Genomic DNA, 25,344 nt, shown 5'->3' with positions numbered 1-25,344 from the left:
TAGTTTTGCACCGCAATAAGGGGAAAAAGTTACTCTTTTGCAAACGAAGGTCAACCAGTGGTTGGACTTCCTTTCGGTTCCAGAGTGAACCATTTTACATATACAAGCTTCGGCTTGAACGATTCCGTAGCTCAGTTGGTAGAGCAATACACTTTTAATGTATGGGTCCTGGGTTCGAATCCCAGCGGGATCACTTCTAAATTTAAAAAGCCTCAGAGAAATCTGAGGCTTTTTTCGTTTTTATCAGCTACTTTGCAAAGTAATATTTGTGAATGAATTCAATCGTATCTTCTACTTTTAATCTAAAACACCAACAATTGGGTATAGAAAAGTTGATTTCTGTGTTCAAACGAACAACGGCTTCCTATAAATTTTATTGGTTGATCTCCATTATTGAATTGGTTGAGCAAGGAAATGTTGAAATATCTAAGTCGACAATTTTTGCTAGAATGATTAGTAACTCTTGGTTTACCATTAATTATTTTAAGGTTTCTTTCGGGAAGGCGGATCAACTTCAAACTTTAGTAAATGATTTATTAACATTAGAGCGAAGTCTTAAAATTGATTCTACAAAATTACACGTTCAGGAAATCCTAGAATATTCCCAAAATAAGCATACAAAGCAATTATTAAATAAGCTAGATCATAATGTACCTCATTGGTTTTTATCATCTTGGTTTCCTCAAAATTCCAAAACAGGAATTTATTCTAAATCGCAACTATTTGAAAATGAGTGTTTGTATGCTTTGGATAAAGACAATATATTGATTAATCCGATTTGGATTGAATTTTTAATTTCAAACGCCAAACTAATCAAGGACTTTTGTTATTGGAATTTGTCACTTTATTTACAAGCAAGAAATCCAAATGTGCCTGATATTCCCAATAAATTAATAAAAGATGCTGCACGGAACAGTTTAAGGGAGCAGACAGATAAATACTGGAAAATAGTATTCCAAGAAAGTGGATCCATTGATTGTATCTTCACAGGAAAGCGGCTTAGTTTAGAAAATAAGAATTTTTCACTCGATCATTTTGTTCCTTATTCATTTGTTTCTCATGATTTGATTTGGAATCTCTATCCAATTGATAAATCAGAAAATTCTAGAAAATCCAATTTGTTGCCATCTATTGAAACGCATTTTAAACCATTCTATCAATTACAAGATGAAGCTTTTCAAATAGTGAAATTGAAAGATTCGAAAAATAAATTCTTAGAAGATTATCTGCCTCTCTCACCAGATTTGGGAGAATTAAAATATAATTCTCTACTAAATACGGTTCAGCCTCTAATTACCATTGCAAGTAATAATGGATTTCAATATTATTCTCATTACTCACAGGGGAATTGAAAAGAAAAAGCTAAAAGGTAAGAAATAGTGGATTTAAGCTATTTGTAAATACTTATTATTAAAAAATAACATAAAAGTATTTTAGTCTCAAAAAGATATTATAATTTGAGTTTCATTAAATCCATAATCTCATGAAAAAATTAGTGTTTGGCCTTGTTTGTGCATTGTGTTTTAACCTTCCTTCGGTTGCGCAAGAACTAAAAAGTAAATTGCTTTTTGAAGTAACATTTAATCTAAAACCTGGTGTAGAAGTCGGACAAACTTTAGCCGGAAAGAGAACCATTTATCCAGTATTGGACGGATTTTTTGAGGGTCCTAATTTAAAAGGAAAAGTATTACCAGATGGGGCTGATTGGTTTCTTCAGTTAAATGAAACTACTAATAAAATAGATGTAAGGGTTACTTTACAAACGAATGAAGGTGAAAATATCTATGTGACTTACCAGGGATATTTGAAGTTAAACGCTGACGGAACGTATTATTTTAGAACTACTCCCTATTTTGAAACAAGCTCTAAAAAATTAGCCTATTTAAATCATACCGTAAGTGTGGGTGTAGGGACAATTGTAAAAATGGGAGAAACGGTTTCCTATAAAGTTTATGAAATTTTGTAATTTTTTTAATGCATACCTTCTGATTAGCTATTGAAAAGTAAAAACACCGTCAGAGCAATTTGACGGTGTTTTCTTTAATACAAACTATTCATTTTTACACCTCTCCTATTAAATTTAGCCAAAAGCATCGCCATTGGAAAAATTAAAATCCAGCATAAAATGGACATAAAAAAGATATCAGTTAATAAACTGACAAAGCTAACCATAGGATCCGAATCTATTCCAGCTAAGATTATGGTTATACATAAGGAAGTTAGATAGCTGGTAAAAAGGAGTTTTTTGATTTTCATTTTACTTATTAAAAACCTTCTTCAACAAATCACTCGTTCTCGCCATTGGATTCGCCCGAATATCTTTTTCCTGCTTCGCAATTTCACTGTAAATGCCTTCCATCGCCTTTTCCGTTACGTAGGCGCTTAAGTCTGGATTGATCTTTTTATTGCTAAATGGGATGACATTGTAGGCCGTGATAGCCTTTTCCCAGTATTTTGTTGCGTTTACTTTGTCTAAAGAGGTTTTGACGATGGGATTAAATGTCGATTTTAATTGATCCGTGGTTTTCGAACGTAAATAGGAAGTCGCTGCTATTTCGTCGCCACGCAAGATGTTAATGCCATCGGTGATGGACATCTGCTTGATCGCATTCACGAAAATGGGGGCTGCGGTGGCTGAGGCATCTTCTGCGGCGCGGTTCATGCTCAGGATCAAATCATCGGCTAGTTGATTTAAGCCAACGCTTCTCAGAGTGCTTTCTACTTTTGCAGCTTCAGGTGGCATTAAGATTTTCAATGCAGCGTTTTTAAAGAATCCGTCTGGTTTAGCCAGGTTTGTACACCCTTTCTCTGCGCCTATTCTTAGCGCTTCTTTTAAACCATTTGCGATATCATCTGAACTTAGTGATGAGCCACCTGATGAGACAATTTCCGTGGCTTTTTTGAGTAGGCCTTGGAAGGATTGGGCTTTGGCATTAATAGAACAAAGCGTTAAGAGTATGAGTAGTTTTTTCATTTCATTAAAATTAAAGAATAAAGCATAAAGCACAAAGTATAAAGTAGAGTATGGAGAGGAGATAATGGTAAATGGTGAATGGTAAATGGTGAATTTTCCCTCCGGACTCTTTCCCTCCGGACTACTGACTACCGTCCACTGTCCACTGAAAATTTTCCATATTTTTCCCTATCTTTAAAAACAATTTTTACAAACCTATGATGAAATTACGTTTCCTCCCTCTCCTATTGCTTCCCTTGTTTTCTAGCGCGCAAACCGCATCTGACAGTCTTTTCATCAAAAAGATGTCAGACGAGATTATGACTAACGGGACGGCCTATGACTTATTGTATGAGTTGACCAAAAAGATCGGAGGGCGTTTAGCCGGATCTCCACAGGCTCAGAATGCGGTGGTTTGGGGAAAGAAGAGTTTAGAGGCGATGGGGCCGGATAAAGTGTTTTTGCAGCCCTGTAAGGTGCCTAATTGGAAAAGAGGTGGGAAAGATTTTGCGGCGATTGTGGGGGTGAATGGGGAAGCGAGAATGCAGCCTTTGGCGGCTTTGGCCTTAGGAAATTCAATGGGATCGAATGGATTAATTGAGGCGGAAGTGATCGCCTTAGCTAGTTTCGAGGAATTAGAAAAGCGTAAGGACGAGGTGAAAGGCAAGATTGTGTATTTCCACAGTGTTTTTGATCCCACGAAGATTCAGACGTTTAAGGCCTATGGCGAGAGTGGTGCTTTCCGCCGTTCTGGAGCGAGTAAAGCTGCGAAATATGGAGCTGTTGCGATCATGATTCACTCGTTAAGTACGGCGCCTGATAACGAGCCGCATACGGGTAGCATGACTTATGACGAGGCTTATCCTAAGATTCCAGCGGTGGCTTTAGGTCCGGATGATGCGAAGATGCTGTATTCTTTGGCCAAAAAAGGAACCATCAAAGCCCAAGTACAAACCTACGGTTTCTTCCTTCCAGATGCAGACGACAACAATGTGATCGCCGAAATCCGCGGATCCGAATTTCCAGACCAATACATCACCTTAGGCGGTCACTTAGACAGCTGGGACGTGAATGAAGGCGCACACGACGACGGCGCTGGCATCGTACATACTATGGAAGTTTTACGCGTCATGAAAGCCTTAAACTACAAGCCTAAGCGCACGATTCGTTTCGTTTTATTTGCAAACGAGGAAAATGCAGCGCGTGGTGGCAAGGAATACGCAAACCAAATAAAAATCAAACAAGAGAACCATATTTTTGCTTTAGAGAGTGATGAAGGTGGCTTCACCCCTCGCTCGATCGGAATTTCAGCCACTGCTGAACAATTCGCTCGCTTCCAAGCCTGGACTCCCCTATTAAAGCCTTATGGATCTGAAATTACTTTAGGCGGCGGTGGTACGGATATCGCTCCCATGGCTGGCGTAAATAAAGCTACGATTTTAGCTGGACTCATCCCCGATAGCCAACGCTATTTCGATCTTCACCACGCGAAGACAGACGTGTTCGAAAACGTGAACAAAAGAGAACTACATTTAGGCGCCGTGAACATGGCGGCCATCATCTATTTAATTGATAAATACGGCGTAAAATGAGATTAACGACATTATTTCTGCTTTTTGCTTTTGCTTCATTCGCATCTTTTGCGCAAAAGACCTCCTATTCTGTATTAGTCTACACGAAGAATGGTCCAGGTTATGTGCACGATAATATTTCGTCTGCTGTGGCGGCTGTCCAAAAATTAGGGGCAGAAAATCACTTTAAGGTAGAGGTGTCGGCTGATCCGCAGGTTTTTGAAGAAAAGAATTTGGCCAAATACAAAGTCATCATCTTCACCTCCACGAACAACGACGTATTCGACACAGACGCTCAGCGCGTTGCTTTCCGCCGCTATATCGAAGCCGGTGGCGGATTCGTAGGCGTACACTCCGTTACAGGCACAGAACGCAAATGGAGCTGGTTCAAATCGATGGTAGGCGAAACCTTCTCCTGGCACGCAAAATTCCAGCCCTTCTCGGTCATCAACATCGCTCCATCCCACCCATCCTTAAAAGGTGTCCCATTAAAATGGACTAAAGATGACGAATGCTATTTTGGCTTTGAACTATACCCTGGTATCCAAACTTTGATGATGCACGATGTCAGAACGCTAGACCAGTCTCAAAAAGACCTCATCACAAAACACAAAGGCGTTTACGGCGACTATTTTCCAGCTGTTTGGACCCAAAACTTCCAAGGTGGACACATTTGGGTCACCACGCTAGGTCATGCGAAAGAAAACTACCAAGAACTCACGTACTTGAATCACTTGTTACAAGGTATTAATTACATCGTTGGCCAAGTGAAGGCGATCGATTACTCGAAGGCTTTTTCGACGGATAGAGATGATGAGTTGAGGTTTTAGTTTTAATCCTACTGATCGATTTTGTGAATTTTAAAAAGAGCGGATTGATCTTATTTGTACTAAATTAGTATTTAATAAATTAGATAAATATTGAGATGTGCTAGTATCGAAATAATAACTTTTACTTTTTGTTCCTGTTAATCCACCTTCAGCATCATTACCATTATCAGTGTATTTCGTAGAACTCCAATAGGAAGAGTAAGCATATGGAGTTCTATTTGCACCGCCATTAAAATTCGCAATATTATAAAAAGTAGATGGCGCTTTATAGCCCACCGTATTGTTTATCAGAAGTAACTCATAAACAGTTGGTAAACGCCAGTCTGTAAAGTTTTTGCCGTTGGTTGAGTGGTTAGTAGGATTACTAATGACATTCTCTGCTTCAAGAAACGTGCAGGATGTACATTGGTCCATTTCTTCAACGACTAATCCATGTTTGTTATCAGGGGTTAAATAAAATACTATACCGCCCAACGTAGAATTTAAACCTAATGAATAAGTATTTGAGTTTGAAGGGGGACTTGAAATCCATGAGGCACCATTAGATGTTAAAACATTACCTGTATTCCCTGGCGCAACAAACTGTACTGTACTTGTTCCATTACCAATAATCACGCTGTTAGTAACTAAAGTTGATGTACCAGTCCCGCCATTTACTACTGAGATAGGTTCTGATATTTTGCTATTAGTTATTGCGCCATCCGCTAATTTACTTGTCGTTATCGCTGCAGATGTTAAGTCGCCACTGACTATAGAGTTTGTTAAATTTAATTTTGAATAATTTATAGCAGCGGAGCTTGAAATATCACTAGAAACAATTGAACCTATTAAATTTAATTTTGAATAATTAATTGCAGTTCCACTCCATGTGCCGCTATTTATAGTGCCAAGAGTCGTTAAATAATTACTTCCTGTCCAAGTACTTAAAGCCGTATTTTCCACATTACTCAGTCCTACTTTTGATTTACTTACACCTGTTGCTATTTTTACATCAGAAACAGCACCATCAAGTATCAATGATTCATTTATAGGCATAACATCAAAAGTTGTTGTGACTAAAGGTGAACCAGTTCTTCGGCCATTCGGAATTGATGTAGTCGTTTGGGTTAAGCCTTGCCCTGCCTGATAAATAATTATCTCTTCATCTCCAGCAAATCCTAAACCTACAATGTCCCCTTTTGCAATATTTAATTTCCTCCAACTAATCGATCCGTCAGCAACTTTTTCATTTGTTACTGCACCATCTGCAATTTTAATAGTTGTTATACCTCCATCAGCAACTCCTCCAGAATTTATTTGACCATCCACATAGGTTTTTACTGCTTTTTGTGTTGGGAATAAAACATCACTGGGGTTTATTCCTCCTAAATCTATGGCAGATGATTTGTTAGCGGAATTTTCTTTCGTAGCGATAGTCGTTGAAAAAGTCAAAGTTGAAACCTTCGTATCTAAAGCCGTTTGGGCGGCCGTGCTGATAGGTTTGGTTAAATCTGACGTATTATCCACTGAGCCTAATCCCACCATCGCCTTCGTAATTCCAGCAACCGTTCCAGTGAATGTAGGTGAATCAATGGGTGCTTTAAAAGCCAAATCAGTCGCGTTCGCTTTAAGTGCAACATCAGCAATATTCGCTTTCAAATCTAGATCAGATACATTGGCTTTAGCCGCTAACGTAGTTGAAAATGTGGATGTAGACACTTTCGTATCTAAAGCCGCCTGCGTCGCCGTACTAATGGGCTTCGATAAATCAGACGTATTGTTGATTTGATCAATAGCTAAAGCTGTTTTTAAGGCGGAAATGGAGGCAACGCCAGTTCCACCTTTGGACGCAGATAAAACGCCGTCTACGTTGTCTGCATTTACGCCATTTGCGTAGTAGGCAAAGGGAACGGATTGTAATCGAGTGGTTCCCATGGCCACGAAGCTGGTTTCTCCAGCGGGATCCATTTCGACCTTCAGGAATTTTGGATTGATTTTCCAGTTGATGTCACTGAAGTTTCCAGTTTTCGAGATTTGTGTTCCGTCACCTATGACCACAGAGAAAATGCCTTGGGCATTGGTGGTGACTTCTTTTGATTCCACGTATTCCACCGTTCCGGTTTCGGAGCTTTGAATGACAGAGAAACGGAGGCTGATTTTAGTATTTGCCAAAACTACACCGGAGGAGTTTCTACCTACACCTTGGAAATTGATTCCGTTGTTTTGGGAAAATGCAATGACAGAAACGAATAAGAAGATGAACGTAAGTGATTTTTTCATTAGTTTATTTTAATGAATTTGAATGATATAGCTTGTTTAAATCCGTCTGGAGACGAATAGATCAGACGAACGAAATAGGTACCTCCTTGTAAATGGGAGATGTTTATTTTCTTTTCGAGGTAATTGATATAATAAGTGGATAGGTAAGTTTCTAAAATTTGACCTTGAATATCAATGAGGTGAAACTCGTAGAATCCAGGTTTAGATAAGGCCCCATTCAGTCTAACATAATCGGTAGCTGGGTTAGGTGAAAGGGTAAGTCCATCTCCTTCTTCGAAGATTTGATTAATAATGCCAGTGATTAAGGGAGTAAAGGTTTGATGAAAACCAGTACTTAAACTGACTTGAGAACTATTTTGAAAGAAAGCAATGGATGCCGACTCCCCTATGCTATAATCTAAGGAAAAACTATTTTTTGTTTGAGCACCACCGCTATTGACTGAAATGGGGCTGATGCTTTGAGCGGAACCACGAATGCAAACCAATAAAAGGAACAGAAAGATTATTCGAACCATGTGTATCGTAGAACAAAAAATAAATCTACGATATAAGGATAAGCTTGTGAGTCCAATAAATTTTATAGGACTCCCATCTTCGGAAGATGAAACAAATAAACAGCTTAATTAGCTTTATTTATGGTTTCTAGGTACTCTGATGGAGTACATGAATAGAAGCGATTGAAAGCGCGGTAAAAGGAACTTTTAGAGGAAAAACCGGAGTCAAAAGCGATGGCTTCTATGGTTAAGCTGTCTAAGGTGTTCGCATCAATTTGAAATAAAAAATGCTGCAAGCGCATTTCATTTAAATAATCATTGAAGCGCTTTTGGTAATAATTATTGATAATATAAGACAGATCTCGATTGGGGATTTGTGTTTCCACTGCCACTTGACTAATGGCTAAATTAGGTTGCAAATAGGTTTTTTGCGTTTGGAAATATTTCTCCAGTTTTTTTACCTCTTTCGAATAATTTTCAAGAATAAATGGAACTTTAACCGTTTCATTATCTATTATACTTGAAGGAGTCTCTTTATATCGGATGAAAGGTAAACCATTCAATACCTGTGGATTAATCAATAAATAAGTGAAGACCACAAAATGGGATATCCCTAAGATCGTATTAGGGATAAGCGTAAGCTCCGAGCTTGTAAATAAATTTTCTTGTGTAAAATAAAGGACAATCACAGTGAAAAAGGCAGCAAGGAACCCGGTGGATGCAATGGTGAATATACTTAGCCAGCGGGTAACACGTTTGATTTGGTCTGTAATGGTTTGATTGGGGTTATTTCGATTAAATGATAGAATAAGCCGCCACTGGAAAATCAAATAGAGGACAGCTTGTATAGGTCTAAATAGGTAAAATACATTTTCAGGTAAATAACCTAATTGCTTTTCTATGCCAAAGTTTTTGTCTTGAATCGTCTTCGTTACAATTTCCAATTTGTATTCTAGTGGACTCAAGAAAAAGGGTAAGTAGTTAATCAAAAAGAAAAGGAATGGTAATAGATGTAAATAATCGTATCGTTGCCATTTTTTCTCATTGTACAACACACTCCTAACGTACAGATAGCTTAAGGGGGGTAATAAAAAAGTAAGCGGTGCTGCCGTTCTATACAAAAAGGGAAACTGCTGTATCGAACCAGAGAAAACAAAAAGGAAAAGTAATACTGTCCAGATTTGGCATAAAATAGAGGCAGACAATACAAAATCCGAGTAGGAACGAAGGGCATTTTTCTTGATTAGCAATATATACACGGTGAGTAATCCACAGAGTATTCCAGCATCCATAAAATCCAGTAAATCAAACATAAATCAAATGTAGTTTAATTTTCCTTTTTTCACGAAAAATCCCCATTTTTGCACCATGATTAGAGTATTATTAGTGGCTTTTGCCACCCTGTTCGTCCTAAATTCATGTGATAAATCCTCCACCGAAATCGAGGGAGAAGTTCGTGCATTATGGTTGCAAAATCTTCAAAAAGAGCAAGTTACGGGCGTCAGTGTTCTCGATGTTTCCCTTATTCAAAAGAGCGATTCACTCTTTACCGGGGTACTTAAAACGAAAGAACCTGATGGTACCTTTATCTATAATTTAGAGGTAATTGTCGCAGGAGATAAGCTATCTTACGAAGTAGTAGGTGATGGTATTCCGACCGATGGCCGAAATACCCACGAACCTGATGACCAGCCCGCTGAGCTGGATTCCTTACACCAATAAAATTTTTCCTGTTCGGCCTTCTTTCTGATAGGCGATTAAAGCCTCTTTGAATTGAGCTAAAGGATACGTAGCTTGAATATCTACCTTAACGTCTTGCTTTAAGAGATGGGTGAAAACCTCCTTGATGGCCTTTTGAATTCCTTCATTGCCTAGTTTTTCCCACCAAGAGCTCAACCACCAGCCTTCGACGCTTAGGTTTTTAAAGATTAATAGTCCAGAATTCAACGGAATCGGTTCGAGGCTTAATAGGCCAAAAACAAGCATCTTTCCACCTGGTTTCAGGCAAGTCAAGGCTTTGGCCCCCTGATCCCCTCCTACCGCATCAAATACATAATCGATTCCATCTGGAAAAATTTCTTTCACCTTCTTAGTTACATTCTCAGTCGCTACATCCACAACGGCCGTAGCGCCTAAATCCAATAAGGTCTGCTTCTGATCTTGTCGTCTCACCGTAGCGATGACGTGAATGCCCCGCATCGCAGCTAACTGAATGACTACTTTACCCCAAGCCGAGGCCCCAGCTGTAATTAACAACGTTCCACCTTTGCCTAAACCGGATGTTTCTAACATACCATAAGCGGTCACCGGATTCACAAAGGCCTGACAAGCCACCTCATCAGACATCCCTTCCGGAATGGGGATCAATCCTGCGTCAGGAACACAGGTATACTCTTTCCAAGTACCGATAGAGGTAAATAGCACGCGAGTTCCCGCAGGGAATTTAGCTGATTCCTCCACTACACCCGCTGCCTCAAAACCAGCGCTACTAGGTAATTTAGGGGTGATACCATATAAGCCCTGCACAAACATGACATCTGAGGGATTTATATTCCGCGCTGTGATGCGAATGAGAGCCTCTCCTTTAGCTGGAGTTGGCGTTTCGATTTCTTCTAATTGAAGGACATTTTCTGGTAATCCGGTTTCGTAGAATACGACTTGTTTCATAGGGAATTTTTTCAGCTATTGTATGCGTAAATTACCACAATTAATCTTTAAATTGTTTAAAAATAGATTAGAATATGCAAGCATTTTCATTGAAGAATCAAGTAGCCTTGATTACAGGGGCTAGTAAAGGTATTGGTTTCAGTATTGCCGAATTTTTTGCGGAGGCTGGAGCGAAGGTGGTCATTAGTAGTCGGGATCAGGCGGCTTTAGATCTATTAGCCCAGGAATTACGGGATAAAGGATATGAAGCGACGGGTATTGCCTGTCACGTGGGAAAGATGGATCAGCTAGCTCACTTAGTTTCGGCGACGATTGCTACGTATGGTCAAATTGACATTTTAGTGAATAACGCGGCGACGAATCCGACTTTTGGCCCTATTCACGATACTACGCTGGATGCATTTGATAAGATTATGAATGTGAACCTGAAAGCTCCATTCGAGTTAATGCGTTTGTGTTTACCTCATTTGCAGAAATCTGCAAATGCCTCTGTGATTAATATCAGTTCCGTGGGTGGTATTTCGCCTGAGCCAGGTCTGGGTATCTATAGTGTGAGTAAGGCAGCGCTGATTTCGATGACGAAGGCTTTTGCCAAAGAATGGGGCGACTTCAATATACGCGTGAATGCCATTTGTCCGGGCTTGATTAAGACGAAGTTTTCGGAGGCGCTTTGGTCCAATGATAAAATCCTTCAACATACGCTTCGTCAATTACCAATTAAACGCATAGGCACGCCCGAGGAAATCGGTGCTACCGCATTATACCTTGCCGCACCAGGAGCTTCCTACACGACCGGCGCAGTCATTACCGCTGATGGCGGCTTAACCATTTAATGTATGTTTGAATCAGATAAAGCTTTAGAGTTAGTTCCACGCTACCGAGAGTTTCTCGAAAAATATATTATTCCATTGGAACAAGGAGCCATTTATGGTTCATTTAGGGCTCATTTGCCTCAATTACGTGCACTGCGTGCTAAAGCAAAAGAAGAAGGCTTGTTCACCCCTCACCTGCCCGTATCACACGGTGGTTTAGGATTGAGTCTCGTAGAATTCGCTTCGATCTCTGAGGTGTTAGGCACGAGTCCTTTGGGCCATTACGTATTTAACTGCAATGCGCCTGACATAGGTAATATGGAACTGATGCATCAATTTGCGTCACTTTATTTGCAAGAGAAATATTTGCGTCCTCTAGAACGCGGAGAGATCCGTTCTTGTTTCGCCATGACAGAGCCAGAACACGCGGGAAGTAATCCGGTGCATATGTCTACTACCGCCGTTCGGGAGGGAGATGAATATGTCATTAATGGGCATAAATGGTTTACCTCTTCTGCGGATGGGGCTTCCTTTACGATTGTCATGGCGGTGACTAATCCTTCAGATGAAAACAAGTATGCTCGGGCAAGTATGATTCTAGTTCCTTTAGATACACCCGGCTATCGATTGATTCGTAATATTTCCATTATGGGCGATGAAGGCGAAGATTATCTTTCCCATAGTGAGGTGGAGTTTGTGAATTGCCGGGTGCCGGTGTCTCATTTGATAGGCGAAGAAGGTTCCGGCTTTCAATTAGCTCAAGTGCGCTTAGGACCGGGACGTATTCACCATTGTATGCGTTGGATCGGTATTTGTGAGCGGGCTTTGGGTATGATGTGCGACCGCGCGATTGAGCGGGAGTTAAACCCGGGTCATTCACTTGCAATGCAACAGACCATCCAAAACTGGATCGCCGAAAGTGCCGCCGAAATCAAGGCCTCTCGCCTATTAGTGTTGAATACGGCACATAAGATTGAAAAAGACGGCGCTAAGGCCGCAAAAGAAGATATTTCGACGATTAAGTTCTTCGTCTCCGATGTATTAATGAAGGTTGTAGATCGGGCGATTCAAGTGCATGGCGGTTTGGGAATTACGGATGATACGCTCTTATCGTTTTGGTACCGCCACGAACGTGGGGCTCGAATCTATGATGGGCCGGATGAGGTGCACAAGACCGTGTTAGCGAAAAGTATTCTTAAATCCCGTAGAGGCTAATGGAGGGCTTTGAAAAATTGCCGGCTTATTTAGGTGTTGACTCCATAGAGATTACTGCTTTTCCGGGTGGATTTTCGAATCTGACTTATCAGGTTAGTGTTCCCGGTGAAACGTATGTCTTACGTAGACCGCCACATGGATTGAAGATTGCCAAAGCTCACGATATGATTCGCGAGTTTCGCGTGCTTCAAGCTTTAGAAAAGGCAGGTTATACCAAAATGCCACATCCCATTTCTTGTTGTGAAGATGAATCTATCATCGGAGCTCCCTTTTTCCTCATGGAAAAGGTGGAAGGAATGATCATTCGGAATCGTCCGCCTGAGGAGGCAACTGAGGCATTTTTTCGACAACTTTCACAGTCTGCGCTAGATGTCTTGATCGAATTACACTCACTAGAATTAAACGATTCTGGTTTAGGCGCCCTGGGAAAACCGGAAGGTTATGCCTTACGTCAAGTGCAAGGTTGGGCCGAACGTTTTCAAAAGGCGAAGACCTCGGAGGTTCCACTGATTGAAAAGGCCTTTGAATGGCTTTTTGTGTCGATTCCGATAGAGTCGGATGTAGCCTTTATTCACAATGATTTCAAATATGATAACCTGGTCATTTCTGCCACAGGAGAAGTGCAGGCTGTTTTGGATTGGGAGATGGCGACGGTGGGTGATCCATTGATGGACTTGGGAACAACTTTAGCCTATTGGGCGGAGGCGGAGGATGAAGATATCTTGAAGATGTTTAATCTGTCGTATGTGCCTGGTAACTTTACTCGTCGGGAGTTAGTAGACTATTACGCTTCCAGGACAGGACGCGATTTGAGCGATTTTGGGTTTTATTATGTATTTGGGCTTTGTAAGGTAGCCACGATTGCGCAGCAGATCTACCAGCGCTTTAGTTTAGGCTATTCCAAAGACCCTCGATTCAGTGTTTTAAATCAAGTCGTGGAGGCAGCGGGCCGAAAAGCGACAGCATGTATTCAAACAGGTCAACTATGAAAATCAACAAGGTATGCATCTTAGGTGCAGGGACATTAGGAACAAGAATTGCACTTCAGGCTGCTATGTCTGGATTTCAGGTAACGGTATATGATATAAATGGGGAGGCTTTGGAATCGTCCAAAAAAGTGATGTCAAAGATCCTTCGAATGCTTTCTTTAAGTGAGGAGGTGATTGCGATTATTCAATTCACAACGGATCCGGCGGAGGCAGTAGCAGACGCTGATATTATCTCGGAGTCTGTGACGGAGGAATTGCCTTTGAAACGTCAGGTTTGGGCGCAATTTTCTGCTCTAGCACCGGCTAAAACCATTTTTACCACAAATACCTCGTATTTATTGCCTTCTCAGCTTGTTGATGTGGTAGATCGCCCGTCCCTATTTTGTGCGTTCCATTTTCACGATGTGTTTTATTCGAAGGTAGTGGATATCATGCCGCACTCGGGTACTTCGGAAGAAGTGGTGACATTATTAGAAGATTTTGGTAGGGCTTTAAAACAAGTACCCGTTATTGTGCGTAAGGAGAATCCAGGTTATGTATTCAATTTTATGCTGATGGCGGTGATAGGAGCTGCTGGTAAGTTAAGAACCAAAGAAGTGGCGAGTATCGAGGACATTGATAAATCCTGGATGGTGAATTTTCATATGCCGATGGGGCCTTTTGGAATACTAGATAGTATCGGATTAGATACGGCCTGGCACGTGACCCATAATCAACAAGATGCGGGTTCAAAGGCCTTTGCGGCCTTACTGAAGACTTATATCGATGCAGGAAGGCTAGGAGAAAAAACAGGGGAAGGATTTTATAAATACCCTGCCCCTGCGTATAAAGACCCTGATTTTATAGTCTAACTATTCAGGATGGTAGATTTTCTCGGCGTTCTTTAACACTTCGTCTTTATCTAAAGTCATCCGCTTTGTTTTCTGTGCCTGGTACAGTTCGCGTTGATCAGCAAAGTGTTTTGATTCTGGATGAGAACTAGCCCCAAAAGTATTCACCGTCTCAATCAGCGGCAAACCACCGCCTTTTGGAAACTTCACAAAACCGATATAGGCATCGCCAGAAATCATTTTACGTTGTGACTCACCCATAGGTTCCGACATCACCGCCGCTAACACATCCGGCATACCAGCTTGCGGCCAATCTTGGTCTCCCCTTTTCAGACGCTGAAACTCCCCCAGTGTCACGTCTAATCGGCCGTAATGCTTCATTAGGAAATCTTGAGCATATTGAACTATTTCAACAGCCTCTGCCTCGGTAAAAGGTTCTTTAGAACCAGTATGCCTAATTTTAGACGCACCGTAATACACGATGTTATAATACAAAGCACCGATACTTTCGCTGTTCGTGACGTGATTCCACTCTTTTAGTCCCTTGATGATGGTCGCGACAGCAGGATATTTTGCCGGATCTAACGTGAATAAAACGGATGCATCATAACCATACGGATATATAATCTTCGCCGGCAATTGGCGATCGAACTTAATGCGCTTTAAATCCTCCCAACCTATTTTGTCGTAGGTGTCGATGAGGTCTTTAGCACGCTGAGAACGGTTATTATGATAGGTCTCGTAACCATCGTATTTATCGAAATTAGCTGGATTCAGGTTTTCATTCACCGCGGTAGCCATAAAGGGCGAGTGATTCGTATTAAATAGATAGCCAGCTGCCGGATTCAAATGTTGAGGTAAAGCATCGAGTGGTTTGAATTTTTCCCAAAGCGTCTCCCGCGTATTACCCGGTAGTGTAGAGGCCCAGTTGTATTTAGGATTACGATACGGCATCTTTCCATTCGAGATATAAAAGATATTATCCTCCTTGTCTGCGTACATGATGTTAAACATAGGCAAATGGTTCTGGTTCAGCGCCGCCTTGAATTCCGTGAAATTCGTGGAGCGATTCATCGCGTACCATTGTTGCAAGGCACCCGCATCCATGAGAGATGGTAAGCGTATGGAGAAGTAGTCACCTTTTGGAGATTTCACCGTAGGGCCATAGATCGATTCGTAAGCCATTTTAGATACGGGGAAAGGAATTCCTTTAATGCTTAATTTGATTTTTCTTTTGGTTAAAGTCAACCATTCTCCATCCACCTTGTACTGGCCTGGATGAGCTTTGTCCGTCTGTAACTGATAGACATCGATTTTATCTTGAAAGTTCACCGTATGAGCCCAAGCTAAATTAGGTGTCACCCCGTGAAAGATCAAAGGACCTCCGGGAAATAGACCACCTAAAATATTCCAACCCTCCTCACTCTGTACATGAGCTTCATAGAATGCTGTAGCTCCTTCAATGGGCTGATGCGCATTAATGACTAACATCGGCTCGCCAGTAGCAGATTTCGAGCTCTTAATGGCAAAGGCGTTGCTACCTTCTCCCGTAAAGCCAGGCAGTGTGGGAATGGAACCATCGAGGATCTTAGGCAATGTCTTATCTACACCACAGAAAATAGCCACAGAAAACATCGTGGTAGCGATGTAATCTTCGATAGCAATCGGAAATATGTGTTTATTCAACACCTCTGATGGATGTGCTTTACCATAAGCTTCCAGACCCATTAAATATCCTTGCACTAATTGCAAGAACTTTGGATCCATCGACTTAATCTGCTCATCGACTACTTTACGCGTATTCAATAAACCAAACACGAAATCGACTGGAGCTCCTTTCTTACCTAGATAGGTTCCTAGCTTTCCTTTTCCTGTTAGAATAAGCGTTTGAATTGTTTTAAAATCATCCTCTGAATGTGCGTAAGCTAAGCCATAAGCTACTTCCGGATCCGTGGGAGCGAAAATATGGGGTATACCGTAATTATCGCGGGCAATGGTAATTTTATCTTGGCGGATGATGGGTTGCTGTGCGTTTGCTAAAAAAGTAAATAGACAAAGAGCAGCTACTAGTTTTAATTTCATTATTCAGGTTTTGCAAGTAGGTTAGCTAATAAGCGGTAAGCGCCAGGAACACCGGCTGGTATTTCGCGGAAGAACACAAGTCCGGTGTAAATGAATTGTCCTTTTCCGTATTTAGTCACGGCGATGTTCCCTTTGTTTTCTGTTTCAGTAGGATCAGAGAATCCTAAAGGAAACTCAAAGTGTGAATCATTTGTTTCGGCCGTATAAATACTGCGTTCCTGAATCCAATCGTTGAAATCTTTTTCAGTGATTTTATTTGGGCTGTTTAGGAGCGCGTGATTAGGTAGAAGAAAATTTGGCTTTGCTTCTTCTTTCGTAATCCGGTTACGTGTCACTTGTAATGGATAAGGCGACATGCTCGACTTCATCGGTCCTAAGAAACTGGCCGTATTGTATTGAACCACATAATTACCCCCGTTTTCGATGTATTTCATGATTTCTGGGTATGTATTTGCCCAATAGTCATTGGTATTATAGGCTCTTACCCCTGTCATTACCACATCGTATTGCTTTAAGTTTACAGCGGTCAAATCCTTCTCTGATAAAAAGTCTACCTCATACCCCATTTGTTTTATTCCCTCGGGAACTTTATCACCAGCACCTTTGATATAACCTAAGCGATTGCCTTTCTTCACAAAGTCAATATGCAATAAGCTCAAATTTACCGGTGAGAAGTAGCGTTGCGTAGGAATATGCGCATATTCGATGGTTTGTATTTCCAAAGAATCTACCCAGCGATCATTTCCAGAGGTGATATGCAATTGCAAATTAGAGGTTAGCTTCCCTTCTTTTAGGCTCGCTTCTGTGAATGAAATAGGCCATTCACGCTTCTCGCCAGCTTTCATTCCCTCTTTTAGAGGAATTAGGGCTATGGAGGTTCCACCTGTTTTTACGTCAATCGTTCCGGGCTTTAATGCCGCCATCGCCGTGATGGCGATTTGGATGGTTTTAGTGGCTTTACTTCCCTTCGGTAATAAAACGACGTTGGAGCTTAAGGCAAAGACCGTTTTAGGGCTGACGGTGATAGGTGACAGGATTTCCCCTTTTACCGGATCTACGATCAATTCTTGAACGGGTCTTTCTACTTTAAATTCTTCCCCTTGAATAGTGAATTTCGCGGAGGCCATGTAAGCTGGATCCACTTTCGCCTGACCTATTTTTTGTTGGTCAGTCACATTAAAGTGTCCGGTGGATTTTGTTTGCAGAATCCAATAGGGTTGTGTGATGGCCGTGGAGGCCGTGATACTGCGTTGTAAAGGGTATTTTTTGTAGGGCTGTAGTTTGCCTGCAAATGTGGTGTCTTGTCCTGCGAATGAAACAGATACATTCTCCACCGATATAGGTGCACGCACGATAAATTCGGTCTTAATGTTCAGTTTTTCGCCTGTGGCAATGATTCCTTGTGTCGTCGTTGCTCCTAGGTAAATACCAGCTGCCTGAACCACCCAGGCATCGATTTCTGCTATTTTCTTCTGAGTCCAAGTGCTTGTAGGAAGTGCTTTTATGGACTTTTTTAGTCCAATCAATGCCGAAATACTTTCGTAAGGTTTCGTGGGATTGTATTGTGTAATAATAGGCGTTATTAGCGCATCGATACTCGGATTTACGCGATTCCAAGTCGCATCTACTCCGTCCCACAAAAATTCTTTAGGAGCATCCCCTCCTAGTGTAGCGAAATATTCCGTGCTTCTTCCACGGTCTACTGCAAATCCAAAACCCTGTGATTTGTGTTGACTTCTGCTGTAGGCCGCTAATTCACCTGTGCTTTGGCCTAAAAAGGGCAAGAAATCACCTATGTCTACCTTAAATTGAGAATCACTGATAGTTGAATTTCCGCTTGAACCAGGGAAACGAAAGGTATTCCATAAAAGACGCTTAGCCTGCCAAACATCCACCCCCTGCTTCAATTGCTCCGGGAACATAGCAGGATCAGCTGCCGCCTTATAAGCCTCGATTGCTAAGGCCGCTGAGGCCGAATGGTGCCCATGCCCTGCTCTAGCATCTGGCGGAAAACGAGTAAATATGATATCTGGGCGTGTTTTACGGATCACCCACACTAAATCAGATAGAATTAAATTTTTATCCCAAAACCCTAAAGCCTCATCAGTCGACTTTGAATAGCCAAAATCAAACGCACGTGAAAAATATTGATTCGCTCCGTCGATGCGCCTCGCCGCCAGCAATTCTTGCGTTCTAATCAATCCTAGTGGTACGCCTTGTTCGTCTCCGATTAGATTTTGGCCACCATCTCCCCGCGTACAAGCAAAATAGTTAGTCTCCCAATGTTGCTGCTGGGCAAACCAGGTTAACATGTGCGTACTCTCGTCATCCGGGTGAGCTGCTACGTGCAGAACAGAGCCTAAAACTCGTAATTTCTTCAAGCCTTCGCCTAGTTGAGCGGCGTTTTGTTGTTGAGATAGTGCTGGAAAGGCCAATAAGGCGAGAAAAAGCAGTTTTTTCATTAGTTTAACATGTTTCGGTTCCAAGGTCCACGGTAATTTCTAGCGAGTAAGGCCGTTGCTTCAGGATCGTTTAAGACAGTTTTTGTACCAGGATCATACGAAAGAGGACGCCCTAATTTCATGGATAGGTTGGCTAAAATACAGGATGCCGTAGAAATATGTCCCTCTGAGATGTCTGCAATGGGTTTCGAACCTTTATCGATGGCCGCTAAGAAATCAAGCATGTGTCCTCTTGTTGCTGGTGCTGCATTTAATTCGATGCGGTCTTCTTTTAAATCTTCTGGATATTTCTCTTTCTCATACACTACATCCATATGTAATTTTTCTGCTTTCGAATCTGTAGGCGTGAAATCATATTTCATAGTGCTCATTCGAAGCGTTCCTTTTTCTCCGTAAATGGTTAAACCCCAAGGATATTCAGGGTCTGGAGGAGTTCCCCAGGTTCTGTGTTGCCAAACGCAATTCAAACCATTGTATTCAAAAACGGCTGTTTGTGTGTCAGCTATGTTGGATTTGCCTTCTTTTTGGACATATATACCTCCCTCTGAACTTACGCGATTAGGCCAACCTAAATCGAGCAACCAGCGGGCTGTATCGAACATGTGAATGCACATATCGCCCATAATTCCATTTCCATATTCCTCAAAAGTTCTCCACCAGCGCGTATGAGGCAAGCCATCGTAAGGACGTAAAGGTGCGGGACCCGTCCACATTTCATAGTCGAAATAGTCCGGAACCGCCTGCACAGGGGGATTTCCGTTATTTCGCATTTGATAATAACAATACATTTCCACGTGGGCTATTTTACCCAAAAGTCCTTTATCGATAATTTCCTTCTTCGCTTGAATCAAATGAGGTGTACTCTTTCTCTGTGTACCTACCTGAACTGTTTTTCCATATTTTCGGGCCGCAGCTACCATCGCCTCCCCTTCTAAAATATCAACTGAAATGGGCTTTTGAACATAAACGTGTGCCCCCGCCTTAACCGCATCTATCATTTGAAGGGCATGCCAATGATCCGGGCTTCCCACTATGGCGATATCTACTTCATTTTCTTTTAGTAATTGACGGTAATCGCCATATAATTTGGGTGTTTTCCGAGAGGTCTGTCTAGCTGCTACTAGTTTCCCTGCTTCTGTTAATTGACGGCGATCGGGATCACATAATGCCACGACTTCTACTGGCGTAACCTGCATTAATCGGAATAAATCGCTTTTTCCATACCATCCGGTACCGATTAAGGCTACCCGGTAAGGACGCGCAGGATTCACTAAATCCAATCCGTATGCGCCAAAAGTGGACATAGCCAAAGCGGCTGAAGCCCCTTTCATAAAATGTCTGCGGTTAATGTTGAAGTTTTTCATAGTACGATCGTTATAACTGATTCAGCTGGTATTTCTAGGTTTAGTTTTTCAATAGTGATATTTTTCTTGCGACCCTCATTTTGAACGATGATGGCTATTTTTCCATCCGGACGTTTAAATGCAGCCGCTTGAATACCTTCAGGCACCACTATGCCTAAACGTATGGAGCCTGCTGGCACAAATCGTGCCGCCTGCATTACAATATAATAAGATTGATTTTTTACGATGTCCTGACCTGAGATGGTTAAAGCTCCTAAGCATTCGGTGCAACCTCCGGGAGTATGTGGTCCAAAGGTCGAATCATTTGCTAAATTCCATTCAATGGCTGTTTTTGCATGATTATTAACGGCGCCCAAAATGACATTTTTTACATGCCACATAAAGTCCCCTGTAAAATCACCTTTATAGCCGGTCCATTGTTCTGTAAAATACAAATCTTTATCTGGGTGTGCTGCTTTCACTTTACTGAGGGCAGAAATATCGCCATTGTATAAATGAAAGGCAGAACCACTCACGTATTTTCTAGCCTCTGCATCATGTAATAAACCGATCGCATATTCAGGGTGGTCGCAATTATGGTCGTAAACGATGATTTTAGTCGTGATGTGTTGTTTTTGAAATACAGGTCCCAAAGCCGTTTTAATAAATTTAGTCTGCATTTCAGAAGTCATCAACATACTCGGATTATTGCCTGGATGAAGCGGCTCGTTTTGGGGAGTTAGCGCCCAGATGGGAATTCCCTCTTTTGCCATGGCCTGGATGTATTTGGCTAAATAAATGGCGTAGGTCTGGTAGTGTTTTTCCAAAAGTGATCCACCTTTACTTTCCCCATTATCCTTCATCCAAATCGGAGGAGACCAAGGTGTCGCCATGATTTTAATCGCCGGACTAATGGCCAATATTTGTTGCAAGACGGGTATTAAATCATTTTTGGAGGGTTCTAAACTGAATTTCCTCGGTTTGTCTTCATAGGAAAAAACGGAGGCATCTAAATCGGTAGCCCCCACGCCTATTCTCAAAACAGAGATACCGTCCTTACCAAATAAATCCTGTAATAAAGCAGCTCTTTTCGATGGTTCTAATTGTTGAATCAATTGAGCGCTTCCACCCGTTAAGGTGAAACCGAATCCATCGATGCTTTGGAATTGTTGCTCAGGATGAACTTGAATCTTTGCACCATTGAAATCGGAGTACAGATTTTCGGTCTTTTGAAAAAAGGATTTCTGCTTAGGTAAGCTGAGGAATATCTCTGTTTGTGAAAAACAAAAAAATGGCAAGCCTACTAGCAGCAATAGTTTTTTCATAGGTTTAAATTTCCTTAAAGGTATCGAATATTTACAAAAAAAATAAACCGCCTTTTTGAGGAGCGGTTTATTAGTAGGTAGGGAGTCTTAAGTCCGAAGTCCGTAGGAAGAATAGACCTCCGGACTCATTCCCTCCGGACTCATTCCCTCCGGACTATTATTTAAGTGAAGATAAGTACTCCACTACATCTCTAATTTCTCTCTTTGTCATTAAACTACCCATCGGAGGCATGCTAGACGGCAGATTTTCTCTAGATTTAATGCGCGCCACCGGAATTCTCAAGGGTTCGGCATCATTGGTTTTTAATTGAATTTCTTCCGCTGTCTCCGAAATGACAGATCCAATCGCCTCTTGTCCATCCGTTAAAATGAAGGTAGTCGTGCCATATCCAGGAGCGATGCGCGCACTTGGTTCGATCAAAGCTTGTAAAAGTTGCTCTCTAGTTAATCTTGACGCCACTCCTTTTAAGTTTGGACCTACTGTAGCTCCTTCCCCACCTACGTTATGACAACGAACGCATTGAATGGTGGAGTTATAATTAAATGCATTTCGCCCCTCTGTAATGGAGCCACCGTATAAAGCTTCTTTGAATTCATCTGTCAAGGATCCTTTCACCTTTAATGCATCTAGTTTTGCGATTAGCTTTTCTTCATTACTAGCTTCTACTGCCTCCATTAGGTCTAATTTAACGCCCACAGGTAGTTTATTATCTACCATTTGTTGGATCAAATCAGCTAAAATGGCTCCTGTATTTGCAGGTTTCATCTTGGCCATACTTTGTAATAATAATTGTTGCTCAGACACCGAACCTTTCTCAAAAATGGGTTTTGTAATGGCAGGCAATTGCGCCGCATTTAATTCAATTTTATTTAAATAACTGAGGGCAATTCCGCGCACTTTTTTACTCGTATCGCTGATACCCCTCTCTAATATGGGGGCAAGACCTGAACTTGTGAGTTCTGACAAAGTAGTTAACATAGCCGCTCTCACTCTTGAACTCGTATCTGATTGGAAGATTTTTAAGCTAAGCTCATTAAACATGCTTAGGTTTAAATCAGTCATCAATTTAGAAGTAGCAATTAATACATCCGGATTTTTTGAAGCTAAATACGAGGAAATTTTTGGCTGAATACGTGCAATTACATCGGTTGGATTTCTATCTAATGCCCCTCTATGGCGTCCATCTACCCGATCCATGACAGATGGATTAGCCCATGACCCCAAAGTAGCGATCGCTTCTGCTCTCAATGGCTCAGGAATTCCAGTTCTTTCAGAATACGCTACTAATAAATCAATTTCTTTTGCCGTTCCTACTCGTAAACAAGCATTAATCGCACGACGTATAATGACCGGGTCTGATAATCGTGTGTCTGCTAAAGTGGCCGCTAAAGCTGCTAAAGCCGTAGGAATGGATTCGTCATCATTAATTGCTCTAGCCGCTTCTGCCACAATATATTCATCCGAATCAGCTAAGAAAGCCTGGATTCCAGGATGCGCTAAACGTCGCAAGACAAGCACAGCTGCTATTCGTAAAGAACGATTGGGCGATTTTTGTAAAGCTAATAAGGGTTCTGCTTTTCCTATTCTGCTTAAAGCCAAAACAGCTGCGTGACGGATATACAAATCCTTATCCGCGTTCGTTTCAATTTGTTTTAATAACGCAGGAATCGCCTTTTCGGATTGAATTCGACCTAAGGCTTGTGACGCAAAAAAGGACACTCGCGGATTAGATGATGGCACTAATGGAATGAGTTTATCTTCAGCTGAGGCATCAAAAAGATCGCCTAAAACTTTTGCAGCTTGTGCTATGATTTCTTCATCCGAATCCGTTAATAAGGGCTGAATAGCGGATGCAGCCTTTATTTGGCCTAATCCCCAAATGCCATGTACCCGGGCTAGTTGATTCTCCTTTTGCTGAACCGCTTTTAAGAAAATTTCTGACGCTTTTCTTTCGGCTAATTCAAATTGTGCCTTTAAGCGAACGCGTTGATCAGCATAGAATAAAAGGTCATATAATTGAGTCAGGTTTTGTTTCGAATAATCCTGCTGAATGTATATTTTCGTCTGTTCCCGCTCTGCCTTTAAATCATTCTCTTTATCCTCCACATCAATCTTCCAAATACGTCCGTAGTTCTTCGTATCCCAACCAAAGATCCAATCTGAGGCATACAAAGCACCTTCAGGACCGAAACGTATGCCTGTGGGAAGAATTCCTTTGATAACATCTTCCTCTGAATTGAAATCAAACGAAGCTCCTTTTGGTTTTAAATCAAAACTCCAGATATGTGAATTGTTTGTATTCCCTACGAATTCAACTAAGAAAAATTTATTTGTCCAGCGCTTTCCTAAAGCCGTACCAGGGTTCCAAAGCATTCCAGTAGGTCCGTTATGGAAATTGCGAATCGGTGGAATAATATAGGCTGCTTGGCCTTCCCAATGAGGAATAAATAATTTTTCATCCATCCATACTTTGTAGGAATTATTGCGCGGATCCGTATACTTACCATATTGCCAGTTCGAACGCCATCCAGCGTCAGAACCCTCCACCACATGCACTAAACGCTCACTTTCACCCGGATGATCCCCATCATTATCTGAGCTAATTAAATTACCATACTTATCAAAAACGAACTCGTGCGTATTACGCAATCCGCTCGCATATACCTCAAATTCAGATCCATCTGGATTCGATCTTACGATAACCCCAGAGTTAGGGTGTTTGTATTGTTTTCCGTCTTTTGCGGTGATATTAGCACCAATATCCCCTATTTGCCAGTAGATTTTTCCATCTGGACCTTCTGTTAAACCGGACATTCCATGTCCTCCAAAACCAATGTGTACCGCATAACCCGTTGATATAGATTGCGGATCTTTCCATTGACCGTTATTGTGCTTTAAGCGCATTAAATCTGGACCTATCGCTACGAAGGCATCTTTTTTACGGACTAATAAGCCCCCAGCTACGTCGGTAACTTCTTCATTAAACCCATTAAAAACACGGGTAGATTGATCGGCATAGCCATCACCATTCAAATCCTCTACTTTATAGATTTCTTCTTTCTCCACCTTTAAATCCAACCAATCATGGGATCCATCACCGTTCATATCTGGCAACCAGGTATTTTTTGCACTGTTTTCAGGGGCAAAATTGCGGCGTAAAAAGGCTCTTCTATCTTCTACTGTTTGGAAGCCGATTGATTCCGTCATCCAGTCCCGGTGGCCACGAATATCAAATTCGGAGGCTTTATTTCGGTTCGTACTATTGACAAAAATAGCACCTTGATCATCTACCGCTATGGCTACTGGGTCTTGTAGAAGAGAATCGGAGGCCCATAAATCAATTTTTAGACCGGGTATGATCTTGATGGGTTGTTTGTCCTTGATGGCTTTTGCGGTCTGTGAAACCTTAGTTTGATCTACTAAAATGATTTTGTAGGTATCGTCTTTGCTTTGTTTGCTGCAAGCTGCGATGCTAAAGATGACACTAGAATAGAGAAATAATTTTTTCATA

Annotated in this window: 19 protein-coding genes and 1 tRNA gene; 10 read left to right on the top strand and 10 right to left on the bottom strand. The window is 41.5% G+C overall.

Translation table 11 applies throughout. From position 1 onward, the window contains the following. Positions 1-120 precede the first annotated feature (120 nt). The 3 genes from ACST14_RS02350 (at position 121) to ACST14_RS02340 (ending at position 1,966) form a co-directional block, all read left to right on the top strand. Positions 121-193: transfer RNA gene (locus ACST14_RS02350), tRNA-Lys, on the top strand. A gap of 79 nt (positions 194-272) precedes the next feature. Continuing rightward, complete coding sequence (locus ACST14_RS02345; protein WP_459460169.1) at positions 273-1,352, top strand: HNH endonuclease domain-containing protein; 1,080 nt, start codon at positions 273-275, stop codon at positions 1,350-1,352. Positions 1,353-1,483: 131 nt separating this feature from the next. Continuing rightward, on the top strand, positions 1,484-1,966 hold the full coding sequence (locus tag ACST14_RS02340) for a DUF3237 domain-containing protein (RefSeq protein ID WP_459460167.1): 483 nt from the start codon (positions 1,484-1,486) through the stop codon (positions 1,964-1,966). A gap of 291 nt (positions 1,967-2,257) precedes the next feature. Here ACST14_RS02340 and ACST14_RS02335 read toward each other — a convergent pair whose 3' ends face one another. Further along, positions 2,258-2,974 (bottom strand): DUF4197 domain-containing protein, encoded by a 717-nt coding sequence (locus tag ACST14_RS02335; protein WP_459460165.1) that lies wholly within the window; start codon positions 2,972-2,974, stop codon positions 2,258-2,260. Between the two features lie 197 nt (positions 2,975-3,171). Between ACST14_RS02335 and ACST14_RS02330 the strand changes: the two genes are divergently transcribed. Both ACST14_RS02330 and ACST14_RS02325 read left to right on the top strand, forming a co-directional pair. Beyond that, positions 3,172-4,545, top strand: a complete 1,374-nt coding sequence (locus tag ACST14_RS02330) for a M20/M25/M40 family metallo-hydrolase (RefSeq protein WP_459460163.1) — start codon at positions 3,172-3,174, stop codon at positions 4,543-4,545. Then, the gene (locus ACST14_RS02325; protein WP_459460161.1) at positions 4,542-5,354 is read left to right on the top strand and encodes a ThuA domain-containing protein; all 813 of its coding nucleotides are present in this window, start codon (positions 4,542-4,544) and stop codon (positions 5,352-5,354) included. Before ACST14_RS02330 ends, ACST14_RS02325 begins: the two co-directional genes overlap by 4 nt. Positions 5,355-5,384: 30 nt before the next feature. Here ACST14_RS02325 and ACST14_RS02320 read toward each other — a convergent pair whose 3' ends face one another. The 3 genes from ACST14_RS02320 to ACST14_RS02310 form a co-directional block, all read right to left on the bottom strand. Continuing rightward, a complete protein-coding gene (locus ACST14_RS02320; RefSeq protein ID WP_459460159.1) occupies positions 5,385-7,613 on the bottom strand; it encodes an Lcl C-terminal domain-containing protein in 2,229 nt (742 codons plus the stop codon). Further along, a complete protein-coding gene (locus ACST14_RS02315; protein ID WP_459460157.1) occupies positions 7,613-8,128 on the bottom strand; it encodes a T9SS type A sorting domain-containing protein in 516 nt (171 codons plus the stop codon). The genes ACST14_RS02320 and ACST14_RS02315 overlap by 1 nt, the downstream gene beginning before the upstream one ends. Positions 8,129-8,232: 104 nt before the next feature. Next, complete coding sequence (locus ACST14_RS02310) at positions 8,233-9,420, bottom strand: helix-turn-helix domain-containing protein (protein ID WP_459460155.1); 1,188 nt, start codon at positions 9,418-9,420, stop codon at positions 8,233-8,235. Between the two features lie 55 nt (positions 9,421-9,475). Here ACST14_RS02310 and ACST14_RS02305 point away from each other — a divergent pair, with 55 nt between their 5' ends. Continuing rightward, positions 9,476-9,829 (top strand): hypothetical protein, encoded by a 354-nt coding sequence (locus ACST14_RS02305; RefSeq protein ID WP_459460153.1) that lies wholly within the window; start codon positions 9,476-9,478, stop codon positions 9,827-9,829. On the opposite strand, the gene ACST14_RS02300 is transcribed toward ACST14_RS02305, so the two are convergent. Further along, positions 9,818-10,774, bottom strand: coding sequence for a zinc-dependent alcohol dehydrogenase family protein (locus ACST14_RS02300; protein ID WP_459460151.1), 957 nt, complete (start codon positions 10,772-10,774; stop codon positions 9,818-9,820). The genes ACST14_RS02305 and ACST14_RS02300 overlap by 12 nt on opposite strands. Before the next feature lie 74 nt (positions 10,775-10,848). On the opposite strand from ACST14_RS02300, the gene ACST14_RS02295 reads away from it, so the two are divergent. From ACST14_RS02295 to ACST14_RS02280, 4 genes are read left to right on the top strand one after another with little or no spacing between them, the layout of a single operon-like run. Beyond that, the gene (locus tag ACST14_RS02295) at positions 10,849-11,607 is read left to right on the top strand and encodes a glucose 1-dehydrogenase (protein ID WP_459460149.1); all 759 of its coding nucleotides are present in this window, start codon (positions 10,849-10,851) and stop codon (positions 11,605-11,607) included. Between the two features lie 3 nt (positions 11,608-11,610). Beyond that, a complete protein-coding gene (locus ACST14_RS02290) occupies positions 11,611-12,801 on the top strand; it encodes an acyl-CoA dehydrogenase family protein (protein WP_459460147.1) in 1,191 nt (396 codons plus the stop codon). Further along, positions 12,801-13,790 (top strand): phosphotransferase family protein, encoded by a 990-nt coding sequence (locus tag ACST14_RS02285; protein WP_459460145.1) that lies wholly within the window; start codon positions 12,801-12,803, stop codon positions 13,788-13,790. Before ACST14_RS02290 ends, ACST14_RS02285 begins: the two co-directional genes overlap by 1 nt. Further along, a complete protein-coding gene (locus tag ACST14_RS02280; RefSeq protein ID WP_459460144.1) occupies positions 13,787-14,641 on the top strand; it encodes a 3-hydroxyacyl-CoA dehydrogenase in 855 nt (284 codons plus the stop codon). Before ACST14_RS02285 ends, ACST14_RS02280 begins: the two co-directional genes overlap by 4 nt. On the opposite strand, the gene ACST14_RS02275 is transcribed toward ACST14_RS02280, so the two are convergent. The 5 genes from ACST14_RS02275 to ACST14_RS02255 form a co-directional block, all read right to left on the bottom strand. Next, entirely contained in the window at positions 14,642-16,702 is a 2,061-nt protein-coding gene (locus ACST14_RS02275; RefSeq protein WP_459460143.1) for a penicillin acylase family protein, read from the bottom strand. Next, a complete protein-coding gene (locus ACST14_RS02270) occupies positions 16,702-19,164 on the bottom strand; it encodes a PIG-L family deacetylase (protein ID WP_459460142.1) in 2,463 nt (820 codons plus the stop codon). Before ACST14_RS02270 ends, ACST14_RS02275 begins: the two co-directional genes overlap by 1 nt. Then, positions 19,164-20,528, bottom strand: a complete 1,365-nt coding sequence (locus ACST14_RS02265; RefSeq protein ID WP_459460141.1) for a Gfo/Idh/MocA family oxidoreductase — start codon at positions 20,526-20,528, stop codon at positions 19,164-19,166. Before ACST14_RS02265 ends, ACST14_RS02270 begins: the two co-directional genes overlap by 1 nt. Continuing rightward, positions 20,525-21,832 (bottom strand): glycoside hydrolase family 30 protein, encoded by a 1,308-nt coding sequence (locus ACST14_RS02260; protein WP_459460140.1) that lies wholly within the window; start codon positions 21,830-21,832, stop codon positions 20,525-20,527. Before ACST14_RS02260 ends, ACST14_RS02265 begins: the two co-directional genes overlap by 4 nt. Before the next feature lie 157 nt (positions 21,833-21,989). Next, positions 21,990-25,343 carry a HEAT repeat domain-containing protein gene (locus ACST14_RS02255; RefSeq protein WP_459460138.1) on the bottom strand — a complete coding sequence of 1,118 codons (3,354 nt, stop codon included), beginning with the start codon at positions 25,341-25,343 and terminating at the stop codon, positions 21,990-21,992. Position 25,344: the final 1 nt, after the last annotated feature.

This window comes from Aquirufa sp. A-Brett2-15D (assembly GCF_054558735.1).
This window is presented reverse-complemented; position numbering and strand designations above follow the sequence as displayed.

Coding starts and splice junctions, on each gene's coding strand:
- ACST14_RS02345 (WP_459460169.1), top strand. CDS start 273: ATGAATTCAATCGTATCTTCTACTTTTAATCTAAAACACCAACAATTG.
- ACST14_RS02340 (WP_459460167.1), top strand. CDS start 1,484: ATGAAAAAATTAGTGTTTGGCCTTGTTTGTGCATTGTGTTTTAACCTT.
- ACST14_RS02335 (WP_459460165.1), bottom strand. CDS start 2,974: ATGAAAAAACTACTCATACTCTTAACGCTTTGTTCTATTAATGCCAAA.
- ACST14_RS02330 (WP_459460163.1), top strand. CDS start 3,172: ATGATGAAATTACGTTTCCTCCCTCTCCTATTGCTTCCCTTGTTTTCT.
- ACST14_RS02325 (WP_459460161.1), top strand. CDS start 4,542: ATGAGATTAACGACATTATTTCTGCTTTTTGCTTTTGCTTCATTCGCA.
- ACST14_RS02320 (WP_459460159.1), bottom strand. CDS start 7,613: ATGAAAAAATCACTTACGTTCATCTTCTTATTCGTTTCTGTCATTGCA.
- ACST14_RS02315 (WP_459460157.1), bottom strand. CDS start 8,128: ATGGTTCGAATAATCTTTCTGTTCCTTTTATTGGTTTGCATTCGTGGT.
- ACST14_RS02310 (WP_459460155.1), bottom strand. CDS start 9,420: ATGTTTGATTTACTGGATTTTATGGATGCTGGAATACTCTGTGGATTA.
- ACST14_RS02305 (WP_459460153.1), top strand. CDS start 9,476: ATGATTAGAGTATTATTAGTGGCTTTTGCCACCCTGTTCGTCCTAAAT.
- ACST14_RS02300 (WP_459460151.1), bottom strand. CDS start 10,774: ATGAAACAAGTCGTATTCTACGAAACCGGATTACCAGAAAATGTCCTT.
- ACST14_RS02295 (WP_459460149.1), top strand. CDS start 10,849: ATGCAAGCATTTTCATTGAAGAATCAAGTAGCCTTGATTACAGGGGCT.
- ACST14_RS02290 (WP_459460147.1), top strand. CDS start 11,611: ATGTTTGAATCAGATAAAGCTTTAGAGTTAGTTCCACGCTACCGAGAG.
- ACST14_RS02285 (WP_459460145.1), top strand. CDS start 12,801: ATGGAGGGCTTTGAAAAATTGCCGGCTTATTTAGGTGTTGACTCCATA.
- ACST14_RS02280 (WP_459460144.1), top strand. CDS start 13,787: ATGAAAATCAACAAGGTATGCATCTTAGGTGCAGGGACATTAGGAACA.
- ACST14_RS02275 (WP_459460143.1), bottom strand. CDS start 16,702: ATGAAATTAAAACTAGTAGCTGCTCTTTGTCTATTTACTTTTTTAGCA.
- ACST14_RS02270 (WP_459460142.1), bottom strand. CDS start 19,164: ATGAAAAAACTGCTTTTTCTCGCCTTATTGGCCTTTCCAGCACTATCT.
- ACST14_RS02265 (WP_459460141.1), bottom strand. CDS start 20,528: ATGAAAAACTTCAACATTAACCGCAGACATTTTATGAAAGGGGCTTCA.
- ACST14_RS02260 (WP_459460140.1), bottom strand. CDS start 21,832: ATGAAAAAACTATTGCTGCTAGTAGGCTTGCCATTTTTTTGTTTTTCA.
- ACST14_RS02255 (WP_459460138.1), bottom strand. CDS start 25,343: ATGAAAAAATTATTTCTCTATTCTAGTGTCATCTTTAGCATCGCAGCT.